General features: G+C 44.7%; 14 protein-coding genes and 1 tRNA gene. 7 read left to right on the top strand and 8 right to left on the bottom strand.

From position 1 onward, the window contains the following. Window positions 1-6 precede the first annotated feature (6 nt). Window positions 7-1737, top strand: coding sequence for an FAD-dependent oxidoreductase (locus HY58_RS06335; protein WP_039129375.1), 1731 nt, complete (start codon window positions 7-9; stop codon window positions 1735-1737). Then, window positions 1730-2737, top strand: coding sequence for a 3-oxoacyl-ACP synthase III family protein (locus HY58_RS06330; RefSeq protein WP_039129374.1), 1008 nt, complete (start codon window positions 1730-1732; stop codon window positions 2735-2737). Before HY58_RS06335 ends, HY58_RS06330 begins: the two co-directional genes overlap by 8 nt. On the opposite strand, the gene HY58_RS06325 is transcribed toward HY58_RS06330, so the two are convergent. Continuing rightward, window positions 2717-6652, bottom strand: coding sequence for an AAA family ATPase (locus HY58_RS06325; protein WP_039129371.1), 3936 nt, complete (start codon window positions 6650-6652; stop codon window positions 2717-2719). The genes HY58_RS06330 and HY58_RS06325 overlap by 21 nt on opposite strands. Before the next feature lie 118 nt (window positions 6653-6770). Between HY58_RS06325 and HY58_RS06320 the strand changes: the two genes are divergently transcribed. Both HY58_RS06320 and HY58_RS06315 read left to right on the top strand, forming a co-directional pair. Further along, window positions 6771-7355 (top strand): alkylphosphonate utilization protein, encoded by a 585-nt coding sequence (locus HY58_RS06320; RefSeq protein ID WP_039129368.1) that lies wholly within the window; start codon window positions 6771-6773, stop codon window positions 7353-7355. Between the two features lie 28 nt (window positions 7356-7383). Continuing rightward, complete coding sequence (locus HY58_RS06315) at window positions 7384-8904, top strand: serine hydrolase (protein WP_039129365.1); 1521 nt, start codon at window positions 7384-7386, stop codon at window positions 8902-8904. A 70-nt stretch (window positions 8905-8974) separates the two neighbouring features. Here the strand turns inward: HY58_RS06315 and HY58_RS06310 are convergent, their stop codons facing one another. Further along, a complete protein-coding gene (locus HY58_RS06310) occupies window positions 8975-9544 on the bottom strand; it encodes a hypothetical protein (protein ID WP_039129362.1) in 570 nt (189 codons plus the stop codon). Window positions 9545-9956: 412 nt separating this feature from the next. On the opposite strand from HY58_RS06310, the gene HY58_RS06300 reads away from it, so the two are divergent. Then, window positions 9957-10331 (top strand): LytTR family DNA-binding domain-containing protein, encoded by a 375-nt coding sequence (locus HY58_RS06300; protein WP_039129356.1) that lies wholly within the window; start codon window positions 9957-9959, stop codon window positions 10329-10331. 91 nt (window positions 10332-10422) lie between these two features. Continuing rightward, a complete protein-coding gene (locus HY58_RS06295; protein ID WP_039129354.1) occupies window positions 10423-12231 on the top strand; it encodes a hypothetical protein in 1809 nt (602 codons plus the stop codon). Between the two features lie 85 nt (window positions 12232-12316). Here HY58_RS06295 and HY58_RS06290 read toward each other — a convergent pair whose 3' ends face one another. The 4 genes from HY58_RS06290 to HY58_RS06275 form a co-directional block, all read right to left on the bottom strand. After that, entirely contained in the window at window positions 12317-12763 is a 447-nt protein-coding gene (locus HY58_RS06290; protein ID WP_039129352.1) for an RES family NAD+ phosphorylase, read from the bottom strand. Continuing rightward, complete coding sequence (locus tag HY58_RS06285; RefSeq protein ID WP_052323882.1) at window positions 12760-13191, bottom strand: antitoxin Xre/MbcA/ParS toxin-binding domain-containing protein; 432 nt, start codon at window positions 13189-13191, stop codon at window positions 12760-12762. The genes HY58_RS06290 and HY58_RS06285 overlap by 4 nt, the downstream gene beginning before the upstream one ends. A 93-nt stretch (window positions 13192-13284) precedes the next feature. Continuing rightward, window positions 13285-13358: transfer RNA gene (locus tag HY58_RS06280), tRNA-Pro, on the bottom strand. Window positions 13359-13549: 191 nt separating this feature from the next. After that, on the bottom strand, window positions 13550-14254 hold the full coding sequence (locus HY58_RS06275; RefSeq protein WP_039129349.1) for a hypothetical protein: 705 nt from the start codon (window positions 14252-14254) through the stop codon (window positions 13550-13552). Between the two features lie 366 nt (window positions 14255-14620). Here HY58_RS06275 and HY58_RS06270 point away from each other — a divergent pair, with 366 nt between their 5' ends. Beyond that, a complete protein-coding gene (locus tag HY58_RS06270) occupies window positions 14621-14932 on the top strand; it encodes a hypothetical protein (RefSeq protein WP_156123594.1) in 312 nt (103 codons plus the stop codon). A 30-nt stretch (window positions 14933-14962) separates the two neighbouring features. On the opposite strand, the gene HY58_RS06265 is transcribed toward HY58_RS06270, so the two are convergent. Then, on the bottom strand, window positions 14963-15979 hold the full coding sequence (locus HY58_RS06265; protein WP_039129343.1) for a dipeptide epimerase: 1017 nt from the start codon (window positions 15977-15979) through the stop codon (window positions 14963-14965). Between the two features lie 17 nt (window positions 15980-15996). Next, window positions 15997-18687 carry a 4-alpha-glucanotransferase gene (locus HY58_RS06260; protein ID WP_039129341.1) on the bottom strand — a complete coding sequence of 897 codons (2691 nt, stop codon included), beginning with the start codon at window positions 18685-18687 and terminating at the stop codon, window positions 15997-15999. Between the last annotated feature and the right edge of the window lie 23 nt (window positions 18688-18710).

Genomic DNA, 18710 nt, shown 5'->3' with positions numbered 1-18710 from the left:
ACCATCATGAAGAAAAAAGCAAATACAACCCCCGAATATGATATAGCTGTAGTGGGCGGTGGTGTTGGTGGAGTATATACTGCATGGAGACTACTCACCGATCAGCTCTCTTCTCCCCTGCTTAAAAAATGGCGGGGTAAGAAAAGTAATCTTAAAGTGGCACTGTTTGAAGGCAGCGACCGTATTGGCGGACGATTACTCACTGCACGACCTCCCGGCTTTCCCAACATGAATTGTGAGATCGGTGGCATGCGCTATGTATCATCCCAGCGAATTGTTGCCAGCCTGGTGGAGAATGAACTTAAACTCCCACGCCATGAACAAACCGTTGACCAACCTATCAATATTGTTTATACAAGGGGACATCGTTTGCGGAATTACCAGTTGTCAGACCCTGATCTTCTTCCCTATAAATTATCCGATAAAGAAAGAGCCTTCCTGCAGCAGGGCAATACCGCCAGCGATTTAATTGGCTGGGCCGTAGAGCAGCTGTTTCCCCAGGTAAAAAAACTCAGTGGTGAAAAGCTCGAGAAATTCCTTCAATCTGCTACCCTCGATGGAACTCCGCTCTATGAACACGGATTCTGGAATATCCTCGCAAAGGTTATGAGTGAAGAAGCTTACCAGATCGCGAAAACAACTGTTGGATATGATTCCCTGGGAATGAATGCCAACGCCGTGAATTCAATTGCCGAATATTTCAACTTTACCCCCGATGTAAAATATTATCTGTTCAGCCAGGGATATGATTCAGTGCCATGGACGCTTCAGCAACAATTTGAAGCAGCCGGCGGTGAAGTGCACCTCAACAACTGGTTGCAATATTTTGATTCGACTACCTTATCAGATGGCACAGCCGGAGTATCATTACAGTTCATGGATGGTGAATCATCATTCACCGTCAATGCCCGCGCCATCGTTCTCGCGATGCCGCGTCGGTCACTGGAACTACTCCTGCCCAAAGGGCCTGTGCTGGATCCTGAACAGGCGCCACAGTTTCGTTATATGATGAACGCCGTGGAACCGGTTGATCTTTATAAAATGTTCCTCGCATATAAAGAACCCTGGTGGGAAAAAGCTTTCGTTACACAGGGCAGGTCATTGACCGACATACCCGTGAGACAATGTTATTACTGGGGAGTGGAAGGCCGCCAGCCGGGAGCTGATCCCAAAAATACCAACGCACTCCTGATGGCCTATAATGATATGAGCAGTTCTGAATTCTGGGGTGGACTCCGGGGGCTGCCCCTTGGTCCGGGTAATGCCATCCACTGGTCTCTTCCCGGCAATAAACGCATGAAGGGTAAATCGTCATCCAATAATATATTCACAAGGAAAAAAATGCCCCATGCGCAGAAAGACGAGAAAAATGATTGGGCTCAACGGCTGCGTAATAACTGGGATGAGCATACTGCTCCCCGTAAGATGGTTGAAGAGATGCATCGCCAGATCATGGAAATGCACAATATCAAGGATGCCCCTGAGCCTATGGAGGCTGCATTTGTAGATTGGTCGGATGATCCCTATGGTGGTGCCGTTCATTTCTGGAACTCGGGTTATAAATCATGGGAGATACTTCAGCAGATGACAAAACCGGTAAATAGTTTCCCCTGCTATATTTGTGGTGAAGCCTATTCAACTAACCAGACATGGGTAGAAGGTGCCTTACAAACAGCAGAGATCGTATTGCAGCAGCATTTCAAGTTAACATCCCCTAAATGGTTGACAAATGGGTAAGCTCTTGCCAAGGATCACCGGACTGGGATATGCGCTCCCCCAAACCATAAGGCGTAATGATGATCCCATTTTCAACTGGTTGAAAAAGCATATTACTGATGGTGAAAAATTATTCACCGGCTATCATACAAGACATGTTCTTAAGGATGAAGAAGAACTGGTTTCCATCATGGTTCATGCAGCTAAAAAAGCAATGGATCATGCTGGTATTGTTGCTGCAGATGTTGATATATTAATAGGTACCGGCTCCATGGGAAAATATACCAATCCCAATGAGCTGAACGCCCTGCATAAGGAACTGGGTTTGCCTTCCTCTACCTGGGTAATTCCAACCAATTGTGAATTCAGCCATTATAATGCCGCACTTCTTTTTGCCGATTCGCTGTTAAAAGCCGGAAGGGTAAAAAATGTATTGATTTGTGTGGGGGGTAGCTGGACCAGAAATGTAAGTTATCACACTCCACAGTCTGTTAGTGCTGCAGACGGTGCCGGTGCTGCGGTTATGCATATGAGTGATGATGCAACTTGCTGGTCGGTAACTGATTACAATACGATCACTGATTCAAAATACTATGGTACAATGTTCACTAAGAATGAAGCGGTATCATGGTATGATCCGCATTTGAAAGAGCAGCAATTATGGACGGCACCCTATTTCCAGATAACAGACGATGGTATCGAGGGTTTTAAAACCTTCGGGATGAATACCACGCCTCTTGCAGCAACAGCAATAATGAAAAAACATAATTTAAAGGGATCAGATATATGCCTGATAAGTCACCAGGCATCGGAAGTTTTGATGGATAACTGGAATAAGGTTATCGCCCCATCACAATACATTAATACCATTGAAACATTTGCCAATATGGCTCCTGCCAATATCCCGGTTAATCTGGCATGGGCAACCGAACATGAGCATTTTCTGCAAGATAACCTGGTGCTGCTGGCTATTGGTCCCGACATGCATGCTAATGCCCTTCTATTGCAAAGAGGGTACTGAGGCTCCCCATCTTTCATATGCATTTTTCATTTCTTCCTCTTTACCAGCAGGGGCACCGTTAGTTATAGACAGCAGGTGACGGTATTTCTGGATCAATGCAATATCATGCAGGAAGGCTGCATTTTCTGCCAGCACCAGTGCACTTCTAAGCCTCTCTTCGGCCTGTATACCATCACCTTTAGCACCTGCCATTATTCCTTCCAGCAATTGCGCTTTGTGTTCGAAATTAGTGGAGCATAAACCAGCCCAGTGACGCATGGTGCTGATGCCGGCAAGGCTCCTCTCCATCAACTCCGGCGATGAACCATTATTCAATAATCCGGTAAGCGCGGCAAGAGTTTCAAATTGTACCAGGTCAACTTCAGCAATTTGTCCCTCAATTGCGGGCCGCAGTGGTATTGCTTTTTCTGCCCAATCCAGTGCACCTTTCCAGTCGTTATGATGAAGATGCAGTTTAACCCTTGCCACAAGGTAATAGCCTATCTGGTTGCCCAGTTCGGTCTGGAAGATGGATGCGAGGTCTTTTTCTTCATTGTATTCATGGTCTGTGAGTGAAAGCGGATGCTCTGTTTCACCCGCCAGCGCTTTTGCAAACTGGAGTTCCAGTATCAGGTGGAAGGCAGCATTCATCACTCTTCGCTGGTTGATATCCATATGCTCTCTTGCTCTCTCTTTGATCTCCTGCAGTGGTCTGCCGCAGGCTGTCATATAGACCACATGACCCGATAAATTAAAACAGGCAAAGAGTATATCACCCGATGCAAATCCATGCCTGGCGGCCTCCAATGAAAGCGGAAGACTATTACTGAAAGGATGCGACCAATGATTATGGAACCAGGTATGCACGAATGCAACCCTTGCAAACAGACTGTGCTGGTTATTCTTATCCATATCAAGCGCCAGCTGGCTCCATGCATAGGCGCCGGTCCTGTCGCCCGTCATGCCCCTGTAAATTGGTGAGTACATAGAATATACATCTGCTGCAGCAGTACCACTGCCATGCTCAAGTGTCATGCGCAGGCATGTGACCGATATCAGTGCAAAGAGTTCGATCTGCTGGCTCTGGAATGCCAGGGGCCCGATCCGCAAAAGCATCAGGATAATTCTGTCTATTACAGGATCTTCCAATTTTTTTAAGGAGATAAGATCTGATGGCTTTTGGTCACCCATAAGCGCCATTATCTTTCCCATGTTGGCGCCAATTGTTACGCCAATCATCGCCGGGTCCCTTTCTATTTTAACTCCCAGAAGCTCCACTCCTTTTAATCCTACATCAACTGACTGCCGGGCAAAGCCATTGCTGAATAAATGGATGGATTCTTTTTCGAGATAGTCGGCTGCTTTTGCATTATTGCCCGCCTTCTCCCAGTGATAAGCTAAACGGGCATAGATGGCATTGAGGTTATGGTGGAAATTGGTTTCATACCAGTTGGCAATTTCATGGTGTAATTTTTTCTTCTGCTCAGAAAGTATCATCTCATAAGCAACTTCGCGGGTGATGCCATTATGAAAGGAATATCCATTGCCGCCATCAATACGTTCATGCAGTATCAATCCGGCGCGGTTGTTTTCTTTCAGGAAATTCGGCACCATTGTTTTTTCCTGTTGTATCGGGAAGATATCCTGAACCAGTTCTGTGGCGAATCGCATCCCTGTAACACTTGCTACTTTAAGTGCAAGCTTTGGACCCTGTTCAATATTATCTAACCGCATCCTGATCATTCCCTGGATGGTTTCCGGCAAAGGAAGATTTTCAAGTGATGTTGCATTTGTTGCAACACAACTATTATCATTGATGAGGATGGCACCCTCATGATGAAGTGCCTGTATTATTTCAACACAGTAAAATGGACTTCCCTTTGATAGCTGTGCAATTATATTGGTGACAGATGAATTTACATGGTCAACGGAAAGTATTGCTTTAATAAGTTCTTCCTGTTCTTCAGCGGATAATGGCTCCAGCATATGTATGATGGCTCCGGCATGATGAAACCTTTCTGCCTGCTGGCCTCGAACAGGTTCAAGGGCAAGGATCAGTAAACAGTTCTTTACCTGTTGTGCAACAACAGAGGCAAGTTGCCAGGAAGCCTCATCCATCCAATGGGCATCATCAATGATCAGCACCATTGGTTTTTCAGAAGCCGCTCTCTGCAATATGTTCAATAAAAGTTTGCGGGTTTCTTCTTCCCTTTGGTGGGTGGTAAGCGAGCGGATGAATTCACTGTCGTCCATGTCAAGCGCCAGCACAGCATTAAGCAGACCCGCTTTCTCTTTCATTTCCTCGCCCAGGTATTCATTCACGCTTTCCCGCATGGCCTCTTTGCCCATGATGGAAGTAGTACCTGTCATTTTACCTATGATAGATCGCCATGAATAATACGGAGTTGTTTGTTCAACCGGGTCGCCGCTGCTGGAAAATTGTTCCACCTCAAGTCCTATCATCCTGCTCCTGAAATCGGATAGAAGTCTCGATTTACCGGAACCGCTTTCGCCCATCAGTGCAAGTGCTGCTGAGCCTCCACTCATCGCCATATTGAACAGTTCTTCAAGCAAAAATTTTTCCTTCTGCCTGCCTACCAGGGGATGGCCCTCGATCTTATTGCCCGACCTGCTTTCAATAGAAACAGGATTCCACACTTTAACTTTATCGCCATGCCCTTTTATCGGAAGTTCCAGCGGATCGGCATAGAAAAAATCATCCCTTGTCGCCTTCATGGTTGACTCGTCACAGGTGATCTGTCCCAGTTGCAGCTGTGCAAGCCTGGCGGCGAAATTCACCACATCACCTATCACTGTATATTGTCGCAGGTCATCATTTCCCAGTATTCCGCAGAATGCTTTTCCTGTGGCCACTCCAACGCAGGCATCAAATCCCGCAGCAGACAGAACCTCCTTGATCTGGATGGCGGTAAGTACCCCTCGATGTGGATTGTCTTTGTGTGCAGCAGGCGGCGGACCAAATACGATCAGTATATTGGCGGCCTTTTCATCAAACCAGGTTTGACTGAGAATTCCGTTATGACGGATAAGTACAGGCGCAATACAGTTCACTGCTTTTTGCATGCTCTGCGATGCCAGCGCAGTATCAGGATCAATATGGTAGAGCTGTGTGAATACAATAGTAACCGGTCTTAATTCGTCTATCCATTGCAGATGTGCGGCATCCAGGTTAAAGGAAACCGGCAGGGGTATAAAAAGTTCCAGTGTTTTTTTCGCATTGCCATCAAACAGGATCGATGCTGCATCATGGCGTTGGTAGTTACCGGGTTGTACCGTAAGGATGCCGGCATTGCCGGTTATCTCATCAATATCATGATCGTGCCGGAGCGCTGCCATCACATTTGCCGACACCAGTAATTCGCCCGGCCTTCTTGTGGAAGCACATGATCTGAGATCGCGCAGCGCATCCCCCATAACGGTATAATGCCATCTGCCATACATACCGGAGATCTCCAGCAACTGGCAGGCGCCGCCGGCAGCTACTACATGTAATCGCAGCCTTTCTCCCCTGTCATTGGTGGCACCCGGCGATTGCAGAATGGCATCGCCACAGGCCGTTGCCCGCAGAGCCGCTTCCCGCGAAGACTCCAGGCTGCAGGGCCAGGCCGCCAGTACACCATCACCGGCAAATAAAACCGGCTGTCCCCCGAATTTCCTGATAAGCGTAAGGACAGGATCATAATGGTTTTTCAGTATCATGGAGATCTGTTCCACCCCATTCACATGATCCTGTAAGAGCCGGTTTGATAAAGGGGAAAAATCACAGATATCGATCCATAAAAGAGCAGCTTCTTCTCCCAGTAGTTCACCCGGAATTCTCAAAGGCGAATGGCTGAAAGCTTCCCGCAACATTTTGGGAACAAAACTGGCGATGATCAGTTGGGGCTCATCATCGGTAAGGATCTTATGCTGCATGTTCAGGGTTTAATAATCAGGTGCCTTAAAAAGCCGCATATAAGATACATATATTTTAAGCATAAAGGGAATACTTACCTTTCCACTTTATTCACCCATTTTTCCACCAAGCTATAATATGACAGGCGATAAAGAAATACTGGTAAGAAGTGATAACAAATGTGAATTGTGTAAATCAACATCGGCTTTGAGTTTTTACAATGTGGCTCCCGAATCGGCTTCGGGTCACGACAGCCGCGTTTATCTCTGCGCCAAATGCCAGGCACAACTGGAGAAGAAAGAACCTTTGGATAGCGGCCACTGGAAGTTTCTCCCTGAAGCCATGTGGAGTGAGGTGCCCGCCATCCAGGTGATTGCATGGCGTATGCTCAACAGGCTTCGCCAGGAAAGCTGGGCAGCCGAAAACCTTGATATGATGTACCTCGATGAAGATACCCTTGCCTGGGCCAAAGCAAGTGGTGATCATGATAACGACTCCGCTCCTGAGTTTCATAAGGATGCCAATGGAAATATTCTCAGCGAAGGTGACTCCATCGTGCTCACCAGATCATTGGATGTTAAGGGCAGTAATGTGAATGCAAAGATGGGAACCATCGTCAAAAATATCAGGCTGGTAAAAGATAATACAGAACAGATCGAGGGAAAGATTGAAGGGCAAACCATCGTCATCCTCACCAAATATGTGCGTAAGCAGGGAAGCTGATCTTCTTCACTAATCATCGAATTCTTTTATGACAATAAAGGTTAACCGATTCATTGTTGCATTGGTAATGATACTATCCATCAATCATAAAGCCAATGCCCAAACCCAATCCCCCGATAAGAAACTGGAGCAGGTATACCCTGTTGTGGATTCGATTTTCAGGGCGGCTGAACAGCGTAATCATTTTCCGGGACTGGTATATGGTATTGTTGCCAATGGTAAGCTGATCCATACAGGAAATATGGGATATGCCAATATTGAAACCAGATTAGCAGCGTCGCCTCAATCCGCGTTCCGGATCGCTTCCATGACAAAAAGTTTCGCTTCCGTTGCCATCCTTATCTTACGCGATGAGGGCAAACTGAAACTCGATGATCCTGTTGCTGATTATATAGTTGAAATGAAACCGCAGAAGATGCTTACTGCCGATGCTCCCCCACCCACCATAAGGCATCTGCTTACGCATGCGGCGGGGTTTCCGGAAGACAATCCATGGGGCGACAGGCAGCTGGATATTTCAGAAGAAGAAATGCTTTCCATGTTCCGCAAAGGGATCTCGTTTTCAACCGTGCCGGGCACCAATTATGAATATAGCAATATGGGATTTGCCATGCTGGGTTATATCATAAAAAAAGTTTCGGGAATGCCTTACCAGCAGTTTATCAATACCCGGATACTTAAACCCCTTGGTATGAATAATACCTATTGGGAGTATGATGAAGTGCCTGCACATGCATTAGCCATAGGCTATCGCTGGGTTAATGGAAACTGGGTGAAACAGCCCATGGAGCATGATGGCGCTTATGGAATCATGGGTGGCATGATCACTACCATGGACGACTATGCGAAATATGTTGCTTTTCAATTATCGGCATGGCCGGCGCGTGATGGTAAAGAAGAAGGCCCCTTGAAAAGAAGCTCCCTACGCGAGATGCAGCAGCCCTGGAATTTTAGTTCGCTGCAGGCCAATTATCGCTATCCCTCGGGAAGGCCTTGTGCTTCGGTGTCGGCTTATGGATATGGGCTGCGGTGGACAAATGATTGCATTGGACGTATTTCGGTTGGGCATAGTGGTGGGCTCCCAGGTTTTGGATCTAACTGGACCATGCTGCCCGAATATGGGATTGCTGTCATCAGCTTTATCAATCTCACTTATGCTCCTGCCTCCTACCTGAACACAATGGTATTGGATACGATGCTGCAACTGACGGGAATGAAACCCCTTGCAGTACCGGTTTCAGCGATCCTTAAAACGAGACAGCAGCAACTGGTGGAGATCCTTCCCCACTGGAAAAAGGAAAAGATCGAGGGGGTGTTTGCGGAGAATTTTTTCCTGGATTATTTTATTGATTCACTACGCAAAGAATCAGCCGAAATATTCTCTAAAGCAGGTAAAATAATAAGCGTTGAAGAGATGGTTCCCGAGAATAACCTGCGTGGTCATTTCCTGATGAAAGGGGAAAAGGGAGATGTGAGGATTTACTTCACTTTGTCGCCCGAAAATCCTGCGCTGATCCAGGAATATAATATCCGGCTCCTGCCAAAATAATAAAGATCCCCCGGTAAAAACCGGGGGATGATATTCCGAACCGCAGATTCATGCGGGGATCATTTCGCCTTTAAATGATCATTTCCAGTCGCCCTTCATTTCCGGGGATATCCCAGGCTGAGGCTACGATTGTGCTACCGATCAGGGAAGAATTTTGCTGGACGGCAGTATAGATCCAGTTATTTCTATTGATCTGGTGCATCACTGCGTTGCCTGATTCCAGAAGTTCACCCGTGGGGCTATAGATGCTGACGGTTACATCAATTACCCTGAAATCATCTTTAGCGCTTATAACGATCAAAGATCCAGGTGTACCGTTGTATTTGCCAGTTTCTATTTTTTTCACTACCGGGGCTTTCAGGAAATCCCTGAAAGCAAGGTTATACCCTGTTTTCCCCGAAGGAGCCTTACGGTCGTACTCAAACTTCAGTTCCGGATTTTCAATGGCACCCTTTGCATAATTGGCTGCCATAGTAAAACGGTCGCGGGCCAATTCCTGTCCCTCCGTTGGTACGAAGTCCTTGTTTTTTGAAGGCATACGGGCGATAATTGTGTCATCGCCTCTTTGCTTGTAGACAAACTGATTGCCTAATTTTCCTCTTGCGCCTTTTACAAGAAGATTGTTGGTGATTTTACTCATACAAAATGAAATTTAATTTTTTAAAAAATATTGGTTTATGTTTCACTATTCCGGAAGAAAGCCTCTTGGGGCACTCCTCCCATTTGGCTTGAGTGGCGCTTCCGGATCAGATCAACAATGCAAACATACTGTCGGAAAAAGGGGTGTTTTCAGGAATTGTGATGGCGCTATTCTTAGGATGGGACGGAGTCTAATTAAACCTGGGACGAATGCACTCAAATGGAACTAATAATGTGCTGGGTACTTTCTCTTCACCAAGTCCAAACCATGTGTGAAACAAGTGCCTGACAAGCTAAAACAGGCCATTTTACACATGGTTGACACTATCACCACACTTCTATTGCACTTAGGCCGGACTTCCCCTGAGCCGGAAATTTCATTAATTTAATTCCCTAAACCAATACTAACTGCTATGAGCACCCCTTATTACTTTTATCGGAATAATGGTTTCCTTATGCAAATGCACATTGATGTGATTGCTCTTCTTGAAGTGAATAAAAACTATGTGCGATTTTTTACAAAACATGGTCAGGTGGATATTCGCACAACCTTGGAAAATGCATTGGCACAACTCCCCAAAAACCATTTCATACAGGTGCATCGATCTTATGCTGTCCCCTTTAATCAAATCGACCGTATCGGAAAGGATTCTCTTTTCATTTTTGCTGATCCTAACCTTGAAATTCCGATATCAAGAAAGTACTATAAAGAACTGCTGAAACATATCAAAATAATTGGCCCTGATTTACTGGAACCAGATCAGACCGATGAAAACATTGAATTATAGGTAATTTAAAGAGGCGGAATAATAAAAGACAATGTTGTCCTAATATATTATCTTTGCAGGAATTATTGTCTAAATAAGTTCCGCAAGCAACATGTATTCTTCCTCCTCCCACAGCTTCCATATCCCTGTAATGGGATTGGCATATACCATTGATAGTCCCATTAAAGTAGCCCGGTTTGGCATCTCCTCTGTTATCAGCATTGTAGAAGACCGCCTGATCGAAATGATGCGACAACACTACTATCCCACCATTGGTAGGGAATACCAGCCCATCCCCGCTTCTGAACCTGATTATAAGGCGAGGCGGATCACTGATTATTTAAATCTCGTCAATACCATTGTTCAGCAACAGGTGGAAAAACTGAGGTCAGCAGCTTTTGAAGCAGGATCGGATATCGTGCAGTACTTTGAAATGTTGCCTGATAATCATGTTTTGAAACAGCTATACCAGCAGTTGATGCAGACAACAGATAATGCGGAGAAAGAAAAAATCGCATCCCGGTTGAGATCGGCCATTCATCCCGGAAGTATCGACGTTAATATCATGACCAAGGTTGATCGCGAGGTTTATAAAGCGGATGGAACAACAGTGGAGAATGGGTCTGAAGCAATTTCATCATTAAGAGGATATGCAAACAGTGACCTAAGAAATTCTTCTGTTGTGTTCTCTGCGGGCATGAACCCAAGGCTATATAATTTCCTTGAAAATTGTAATGCCTTTGATGTTAATGACGATAATGATTTTACTAAAAAGGTGATTGTAAAAGTGAGTGATTACCGCTCGGCGATGATACAGGGAAAATACCTGGCAAAAAAAGGGATCTGGGTTAGTGAGTTCAGGATTGAATCGGGATTGAATTGCGGTGGACATGCATTCGCAACCGAAGGATATCTGCTGGGACCTATCCTGGAAGAATTTAAAACAAAGCGGCAGGAACTTATTGATACGATTTTCGAAGTGTATAACGCAACACTAATTAAAAAAAATAAGAAGCATTTTCTCTATCCTCCTAAATTGAAAATCTCTGTTCAGGGAGGCATCGGCACGCATGAGGAAGATGCGTTTTTGATCAACTATTATAATCTGGATAGCACCGGCTGGGGTACTCCTTTTCTGTTGGTTCCGGAAGCTACAACGGTAGACGATGATACACTGAAACTGCTTAGTAGAGCTACAGAAAAAGATCTGGAGTTAAGTCACAATTCTCCTTTGGGTGTAAGGTTTCATTACCTGAAAGGCACCAGTTCCGACAAAGAAAAATCGGGCAGAATTATGAATGGAAAGCCCGGTAGTCCCTGTACTGAAAAGCATCTTGCTTTCAATACCGAGTTTACCAAAGAACCCATTTGTACAGCCTCCCATAAATACCAGAAGCTGAAAATAGCAGAGTTGCAATCGCTTAACCTGCCGGAGCCACAATACAAAAAGCAATTGAAAAATGTGTTGGATAAAGAGTGCTTATGCGTGGGACTCAGTAATGCTGCCTCTATCAGTTATGAGCAACCATTTATAAAAACACTCAAAGCAGTCACCATTTGCCCCGGACCGAATATTGCAAATTTCTCTAAGATCGTTTCCCTGCAAACAATGACAGATCATATCTATGGCCGTACAAACATTCTAACCAATGCTGATCGGCCGCATATGTTCATTGCCGAGTTGCATTTGTATATCGATTACCTGAAAGAAGAACTGGAAAATGATTTCCAGAGTGATAATATTCTTCCCCGGAAAAAATATTATACAAGTTTCTATAATAACCTGTTGAGCGGGATAGCATACTACAAAAGTCTTGAAGAACTAACCGCAGAATCAAACCGGTCTGGGTTTCTCAAGGCACTTGACAATGCATTGCTGGAATTGAATGCCTTGAATTATCACTTTGCTCTCCTTCGCTAAAGCTACGGCGGGCAGCGCCCAACGGAGTTTTAACAAAGTAGGGCCGTGCCCATCGGAGTTTTAACGAAGTAGGAAGGTGCCCAATTTATTTCAACAATCTTTCATCAAAAGCGAATTTCTCTATAGAATGCATTTTGATGCGTGTAAAATCGGGATGCCGGGGATTTATCAGGTAGTTATATTCTTCTGAAATGATGGCGGAAGGCACTTGTAAAACGGCGGTGGTATTTTCTTTTAACCACTCATCTCCAATGGCCTGGCAGGAAGTATAACTGATATAGTCTTGCCATCTGGCTGGCAGCTTGCTTTTAATCTTTTTTATTTTGAAATCATCGGGAATTTGTATCAGCGTAACCCGGAAGAGATCATCAGATCCAATGCTGCGTCGGTGGACCATATTTTCAAGGCATGCCAATGCCCTGGTACTGGCTGCATACAGCATGAAATGCCCGTTGCTGTTCCATCGGGCTGCACGACCCGACGCGGTAAGCTTCCCGGCCCATTGTGCCAGGGTGATGCGATAAACGATCATGCCAGCGCGCCGTATTCAATGCGGAGCAATTCCTCCATTACGAGGTTGATGCCACCTTGTGTATAGAGCAGTTCAAACGGAACAATGCCGCCTAATCCTGAAGCGGGTTGCTTCAACCAGAGATTGAAATCTTCTGAATTACCAAAAATCTCCTGTCCCTTTTTGTAGAGTGCCATCAGCTGTAAAAGCTGTTCGCTCTCTGTGCGGCCCAACTTATGCCGGCGAATGCGGTAGTTGTCGATGGTTTTGGGTGTAACATCAATAAAGGCGGCTAACTGGTTTTTATTCAAGGCTGTGATCTGGATGATCTTATCAAATACGGATACAGCTAACCCCTCAGCAGCCTTCATTACCATCGCAACGGGATTTGATAGTTCTTTCTCGTATTGGCGAAAAAGAGAAGACTTGGTATTTAAGGTAGCACTCATGGGAGAATTATTTCTTTATAAATGTAAGGAATAATTACGTTATGGGGAAGGTAAAAATTCAGCCCGCCTGCGCTGAAGCTTCGGCGGGCGTTGTCGGGATGACTGGATTCGAACCAGCGGCCTCTTCGTCCCGAACGAAGCGCGCTACCGGGCTGCGCTACATCCCGAAATTTGCTTTCATGAGATTATCTAATCAAAAAATACAAAAAATTTCAATAAGTGCTAAAACAACATCCAGAAAATTACGTCTTCAAGAATATTGCATAGAAGGCGCGTTCTCATCAAATGTATATGTGAAAGTGAAATAAAAAACCCGCTGTATGAGCAGCGGGTTTTTCGGGTACAATCAATGAGCGTTTTAATTTACATTGGTGGGAACTGCATAAAAACGAAGCTGTAATAAACGCAGCCCATCATTCTCTACACTCCAGTAATAATCCTGAAGTCTGTCATCAAATAAAGGATAGCGTTCTACCGTACCATCTCCATCCAGATCAGCATAGATATATAACAATTCTTTTGATACATTTTCAAAGCCAGTTCTACCTTTATTACGAACTGTTACATAGCTTTCCAGGCTGCATACATCCTCGCCGGCAGAAGGATCATAAGCACAGGTAGTAATGCCCATGGATCCTCCGGGCTTTCCTAAAGCACGTGCGAACACACTGTAAGTTGTGATGCCATCATTTTCGGGGTCGGGATTAGGAAGTTGGAATTTTGCACCATCCTGGTCTGTTCCGTTTGCATCCAGTACCGCAAAATCATCACCTTCTTTCAAAAAGATCTTTGTGTTGCCGCTTAGGTTCACAAAAATACGATGTCCATTCCCACTGGTCATGTCTGCGGTTTTACCTTTAGGCACGCCAATAATGTTAAGGTTATAATGAGCACCACTTGGTGCACCATTACCTGTTGCACTTGCTGAAAGGTGAGATCCCGATTTCAATTGTAATGTTTCATCGAGGGTGATTTGATGATCAGTGCGTGCTGCTTCTTTTTGGCAGCTAATCATTAGGGCAAGGGGTGCTGCTAATGCAAGCAGCCATTTGAACTTTTGCATAGTTTCAATTTTTGAATTTATAAATGAATGATATGAGACAACAATAAGTATAGTAATGAGAACCTACACAAATGAGGGTTCATCAAACTACGTGTTGTTTAGGATTTGGAAGGGCAGGATATGGGAGTGGCGACGCTGCGTTTAAAACAGGTTATCAGATTAGAACCTAAAGATTAAACATATTAGAGGATTATGCAATAGTAAATTTACTATATTAAAAAATTTTAATCTTGTCCCTTTTGTGCTTTGGTAACATACTTCGCATATTTCCGTTCATTTCCTATCTTACGGTATAATTGTTGGATCATGATTCATCTAAACATTATTAAGTATCAAACATTATATCTATCGTTTATTTTGTTTCTTGTGGCATGTAATAAAAACGACAAAGAATTGTATGGTATGTATACTTATTACAACGAGGATCCCATGGCCATGCAGATGATGGCGATGAATAATACATTCTTTAAATTATATGATGGTGACAGTATTTTATATCATACTGAAATTAATGGGAAAAAAACATATCACCATGTGGGGAAGTTCAAGGTAGACAAAGATCAAAAGCAACTTTCTGTTACATGGAGTTCTGGAAATGTATCCCCTATTTTACAACTTGAAAAACAAGACAACAAGTACGCTATCAAAGTTGGCAATTCGCTATACGTAAAAAAATAAGAATGTCGATAGATGATATGCAGACTTTATTTACTCCAGTTGAACCGTAATGCCCAATCCCGGCGATGATGGCAAACTCACCTTGCCGAAATCATAACTCAAACCGGTTGCAAGGTCTTCAGACAACAAAAGCGGACCATCCATATCAAGCCAGTCGGCCAATGGACCAAGATGCGCCAATGCCGCAGAACCGATTGTGCTTTCATTCATACATCCTAACATGATCTTCATGCCGCGTTTTCTTGCATCCGCTATCATACGAAGTGCAGGCGTTATACCGGTGCACTTGGTGAGCTTGATATTGATCCCATGGAAATGACCCTCACATTTTGCCAGGTCCTGCTCATAAACACAACTTTCATCTGCCACTAGTGGCAATGGACTTCTTTCATATAACCAGGCCATCCCTTCCCAATCATCCTTGGCAAGGGGTTGTTCTATGAACTCCACATTCATTGCAGCAAAGGCGGTTATTTTCCCGAGTGCCTCCTCTTTTGTCCAGGCTGCATTTGCATCAATACGCAATGGAGTATCCGTATGCCGGCGAAGTGATTCCATGATCTCGATATCACGGTCGGTTCCCAGTTTGATCTTGTACACCGGCCATGGCGTTTCCTTCATTTTCTCTATCATCTTTTCGGTACTGTCGATACCGATGGTATAATCCGTAACCGGCATATTTGCAGGGTCTGCACCAAATAGTTTGTACAGCGGCTGTCGCCTGATCTTACCGAACAGGTCCCAGGCGGCCATATCAAGGGCACTCACCAGGAAACCATTCAGCGGGAGCAGGTGGTGGAGGTAATGCCAGTAACGGTCGGGTGTAGTAAAGGCAAACTTCTCAACAAAGGTTTGTTTGGCCAGAAGATCAGCCTGCATCTTCTCCACGGGAATATTATAATAGGCAATGGCCGGCGCCTCACCATATCCAACAATACCATTCAATTCCAGCTCAACAATAAAAGTTGGCTGGTGTGTTTTTGTTCCTTTTGAAATGGTAAAAGGATGGGTGAAAGGAAGCGCCTTGATAAAGGATCTTACACGCATGTTGCAAACCTATCAAATTATGCTCTACCGCCCGCTTTAATGTATTCTTTCAGAGAATGGTTGAACTCTTTTTCCTTCAATAGTTCTTCCAGCGTCATATGCATACGGTAGCGCCAGTAATGTTTTGGATTGGAAGGAATATTGATCCGTTCTTCCGATGGGTCGCTGCGGCGCAGGTCACCGTCTACTCCCATCAGATCCTGTAACTGGAATACCGCCCACATTGCAGGAGAATACAGATGCTGAATTACTATAGCTTTATTGATCCAGGCTTCACAGAAAGCGGGGGCCTCTCCCCATTGGCCAAGTTCGTTGTTGAAGAATCGCTGGGTCTTTTCCCTATCCTCTTCCCACCAGCCCCTGATGGTACTCATGTCGTGGGTAGAGGGCGTTACCACAGAAAGGTATGGCGCATTATTGGGATGAAAGAACTCATGCGCAGGGTCCTTGGGCATGCGCTGGATCTCCAGGCTCAGGATGCCCAGGTGTCGCATCACATCTGGAACACATGCAGGCACCATACCAAGGTCTTCGCCACAGATAAGCATATTGGTGGAAGCTTTCAGGGCGGGTAATTTATTCATGGCTTCCTGCATCCAGAAATCATCCTGACGGCGGTAGAAATAATCTACGTACAGGGCTTTGAGTTGTTCTTTTGTATTCCATTCCAGGTCCTGGTAAGAACTGGTATGTTCCATAGCAAAACGGAAATGAAACTTCTTCCCCTCTGATCCCGCTTCTTCAAAGAGGATCACGTTGGTATGCAGATCAAGCAGTCCCTGCTTTAATCCCTGCAGATGGTCCTTGTCTTCGTGCGCCAGAAACCACTGCTCAATTTTGCGCTGAGTGTCAAATGGTGGTTTGAAATCAAATTGTCCGAAGCCCCTGTCATCGAGGAATTCTTCTTTAACGAATGTTGCCGATTCACCAAATCGTTCTTCAAGTATCTTCTCTGTAATAAATGGCTTGGTATAACGGTAATGGTTAAACCATATTTGCCTTTCACCAAATTCTTTCACATCAACCGGAATGGCTGGAACAAAATGGCCCATAATTCCTTCCACTGCGTCAAAGGGGATTGACCATATCCGGAAAAACCCGAGTATATGATCTATGCGGAATGCATCAAAATATTCACTCATCTGGCTGAACCGTTGTTTCCACCAGGTGAAACCATTCTCCTGCATCTTCTGCCAGTTATAGGTAGGGAAGCCCCAGTTTTGTCCCTTAATGGCAAAATCATCAGGTGGCGCACCAGCCTGCTGGTCCATATTATACAGTTCGGGACTCATCCATGCATCACAGCTATGGCGGTAAATGCCAATTGGAATATCGCCCTTAACGATGATGCCATGTTTATGGGCATAGGCAGTGGCGCTCTTCAATTGCAGGTGGAGATGATACTGAATAAAGTAGTGGAAACCGATCTGGTCGAAATGCTTTTGTTTGGGTGATACAAATTTCTCAATGGCCGCAGCATCATAGGTATTGTGTTGCTTCCATTGACTGAAATCGGCCGTATCATGTTTATCGCGTAGGAAACAGAAAGCAGCATATGGTACCAACCAATGTTTATTATGTTCAAAGAATGCCTGGTAATCTTTGTCTTCGGCCCAGCTTTCTTTTTGTGATTCATACAATTCTGTGAGCACGGCTATCTTGAACTTCATTACCTCTTCATAGTCCACCTCAGTTAACTCATTGAGTTCTTTTTGCTTTTTCCGGAAGGGCTTTAGGATTGAAGCATCTTTCTTTCCCGCAACCTCTTCAAGATTTACAAATACAGGATGGAGGGCAAAAGCAGATATCGCTGCATAGGGATAAGAATCTAGCCAGGTGCGGGTTGCAGTAGTATCATTGATTGGGAGAAGCTGAAGCATCTTCATGCCTACCGTGCGGGCCCAGTCTACCAGTAAATGCAGGTCGGTGAATTCACCCACGCCAAAGCTGTTCTTAGAACGCAAACTGAAAACAGGGATGGCTACCCCGGTACCTTTCCAGGTATCATTGGGAAGATGCACAAATCCGTCATGCACCAGTGTGATCTTTTTTTCGAGGGCATCTCCAAAAAGCGATCTGTTATCTCCTGCTTCAAAACGAATCAAGGTTTTCTCGTGAGTATCATAAACTCCATATTTATAATAAAGGGGGAAGCCTTCTTTGGGCAGGTCGAGGGTAATGGTCCACCAATTACCATCAGTATACAGTTGCAATGGCTTTATCTCATCCCATTCACCCAGCGCGGGAATACTTCCCACGATGCAAATCACTTCATGTTTTTTAAGAAGCGGTGCCTTTACTTTAAATATATGGGTGAAGTGCTTTGGGTGTTTTATCTTTTTATGTTCATGGTTTTCCAGTAATGTTTTTTGGAAGGGAGCGGTATAAAATGCGTTTTCGAATTCACCGGCATAGTTCCAGGTATCTACCACCTGCAACTCATCCGCCTTAAGGTCATGAAGTGGAATAACCCTGTCGTTCCCCCATTCTGAGATGATCCTGCCATTTTCATCAACAAGCTGGTATTGGTAATTAATCTCACGATTTCCGGATGGATCAACAACTACAGTTGCCTGCCAGAATTCCTCATTGAGGTAATTCATATTTACAGGATGGATTGTTTCACTGGAAGAGGAACTGAAATTGCCGGTTATCTGCAAGTGCTGCCCCATACGGGTACTATACCGAAGGAAAAAATGAATCTTCATACTGGTTGTTTGGCAAGACAAAT

The organism is Flavihumibacter sp. ZG627, from assembly GCF_000814325.1.
Classification (GTDB): Bacteria; Bacteroidota; Bacteroidia; order Chitinophagales; family Chitinophagaceae; genus Flavihumibacter.
This window is presented reverse-complemented; position numbering and strand designations above follow the sequence as displayed.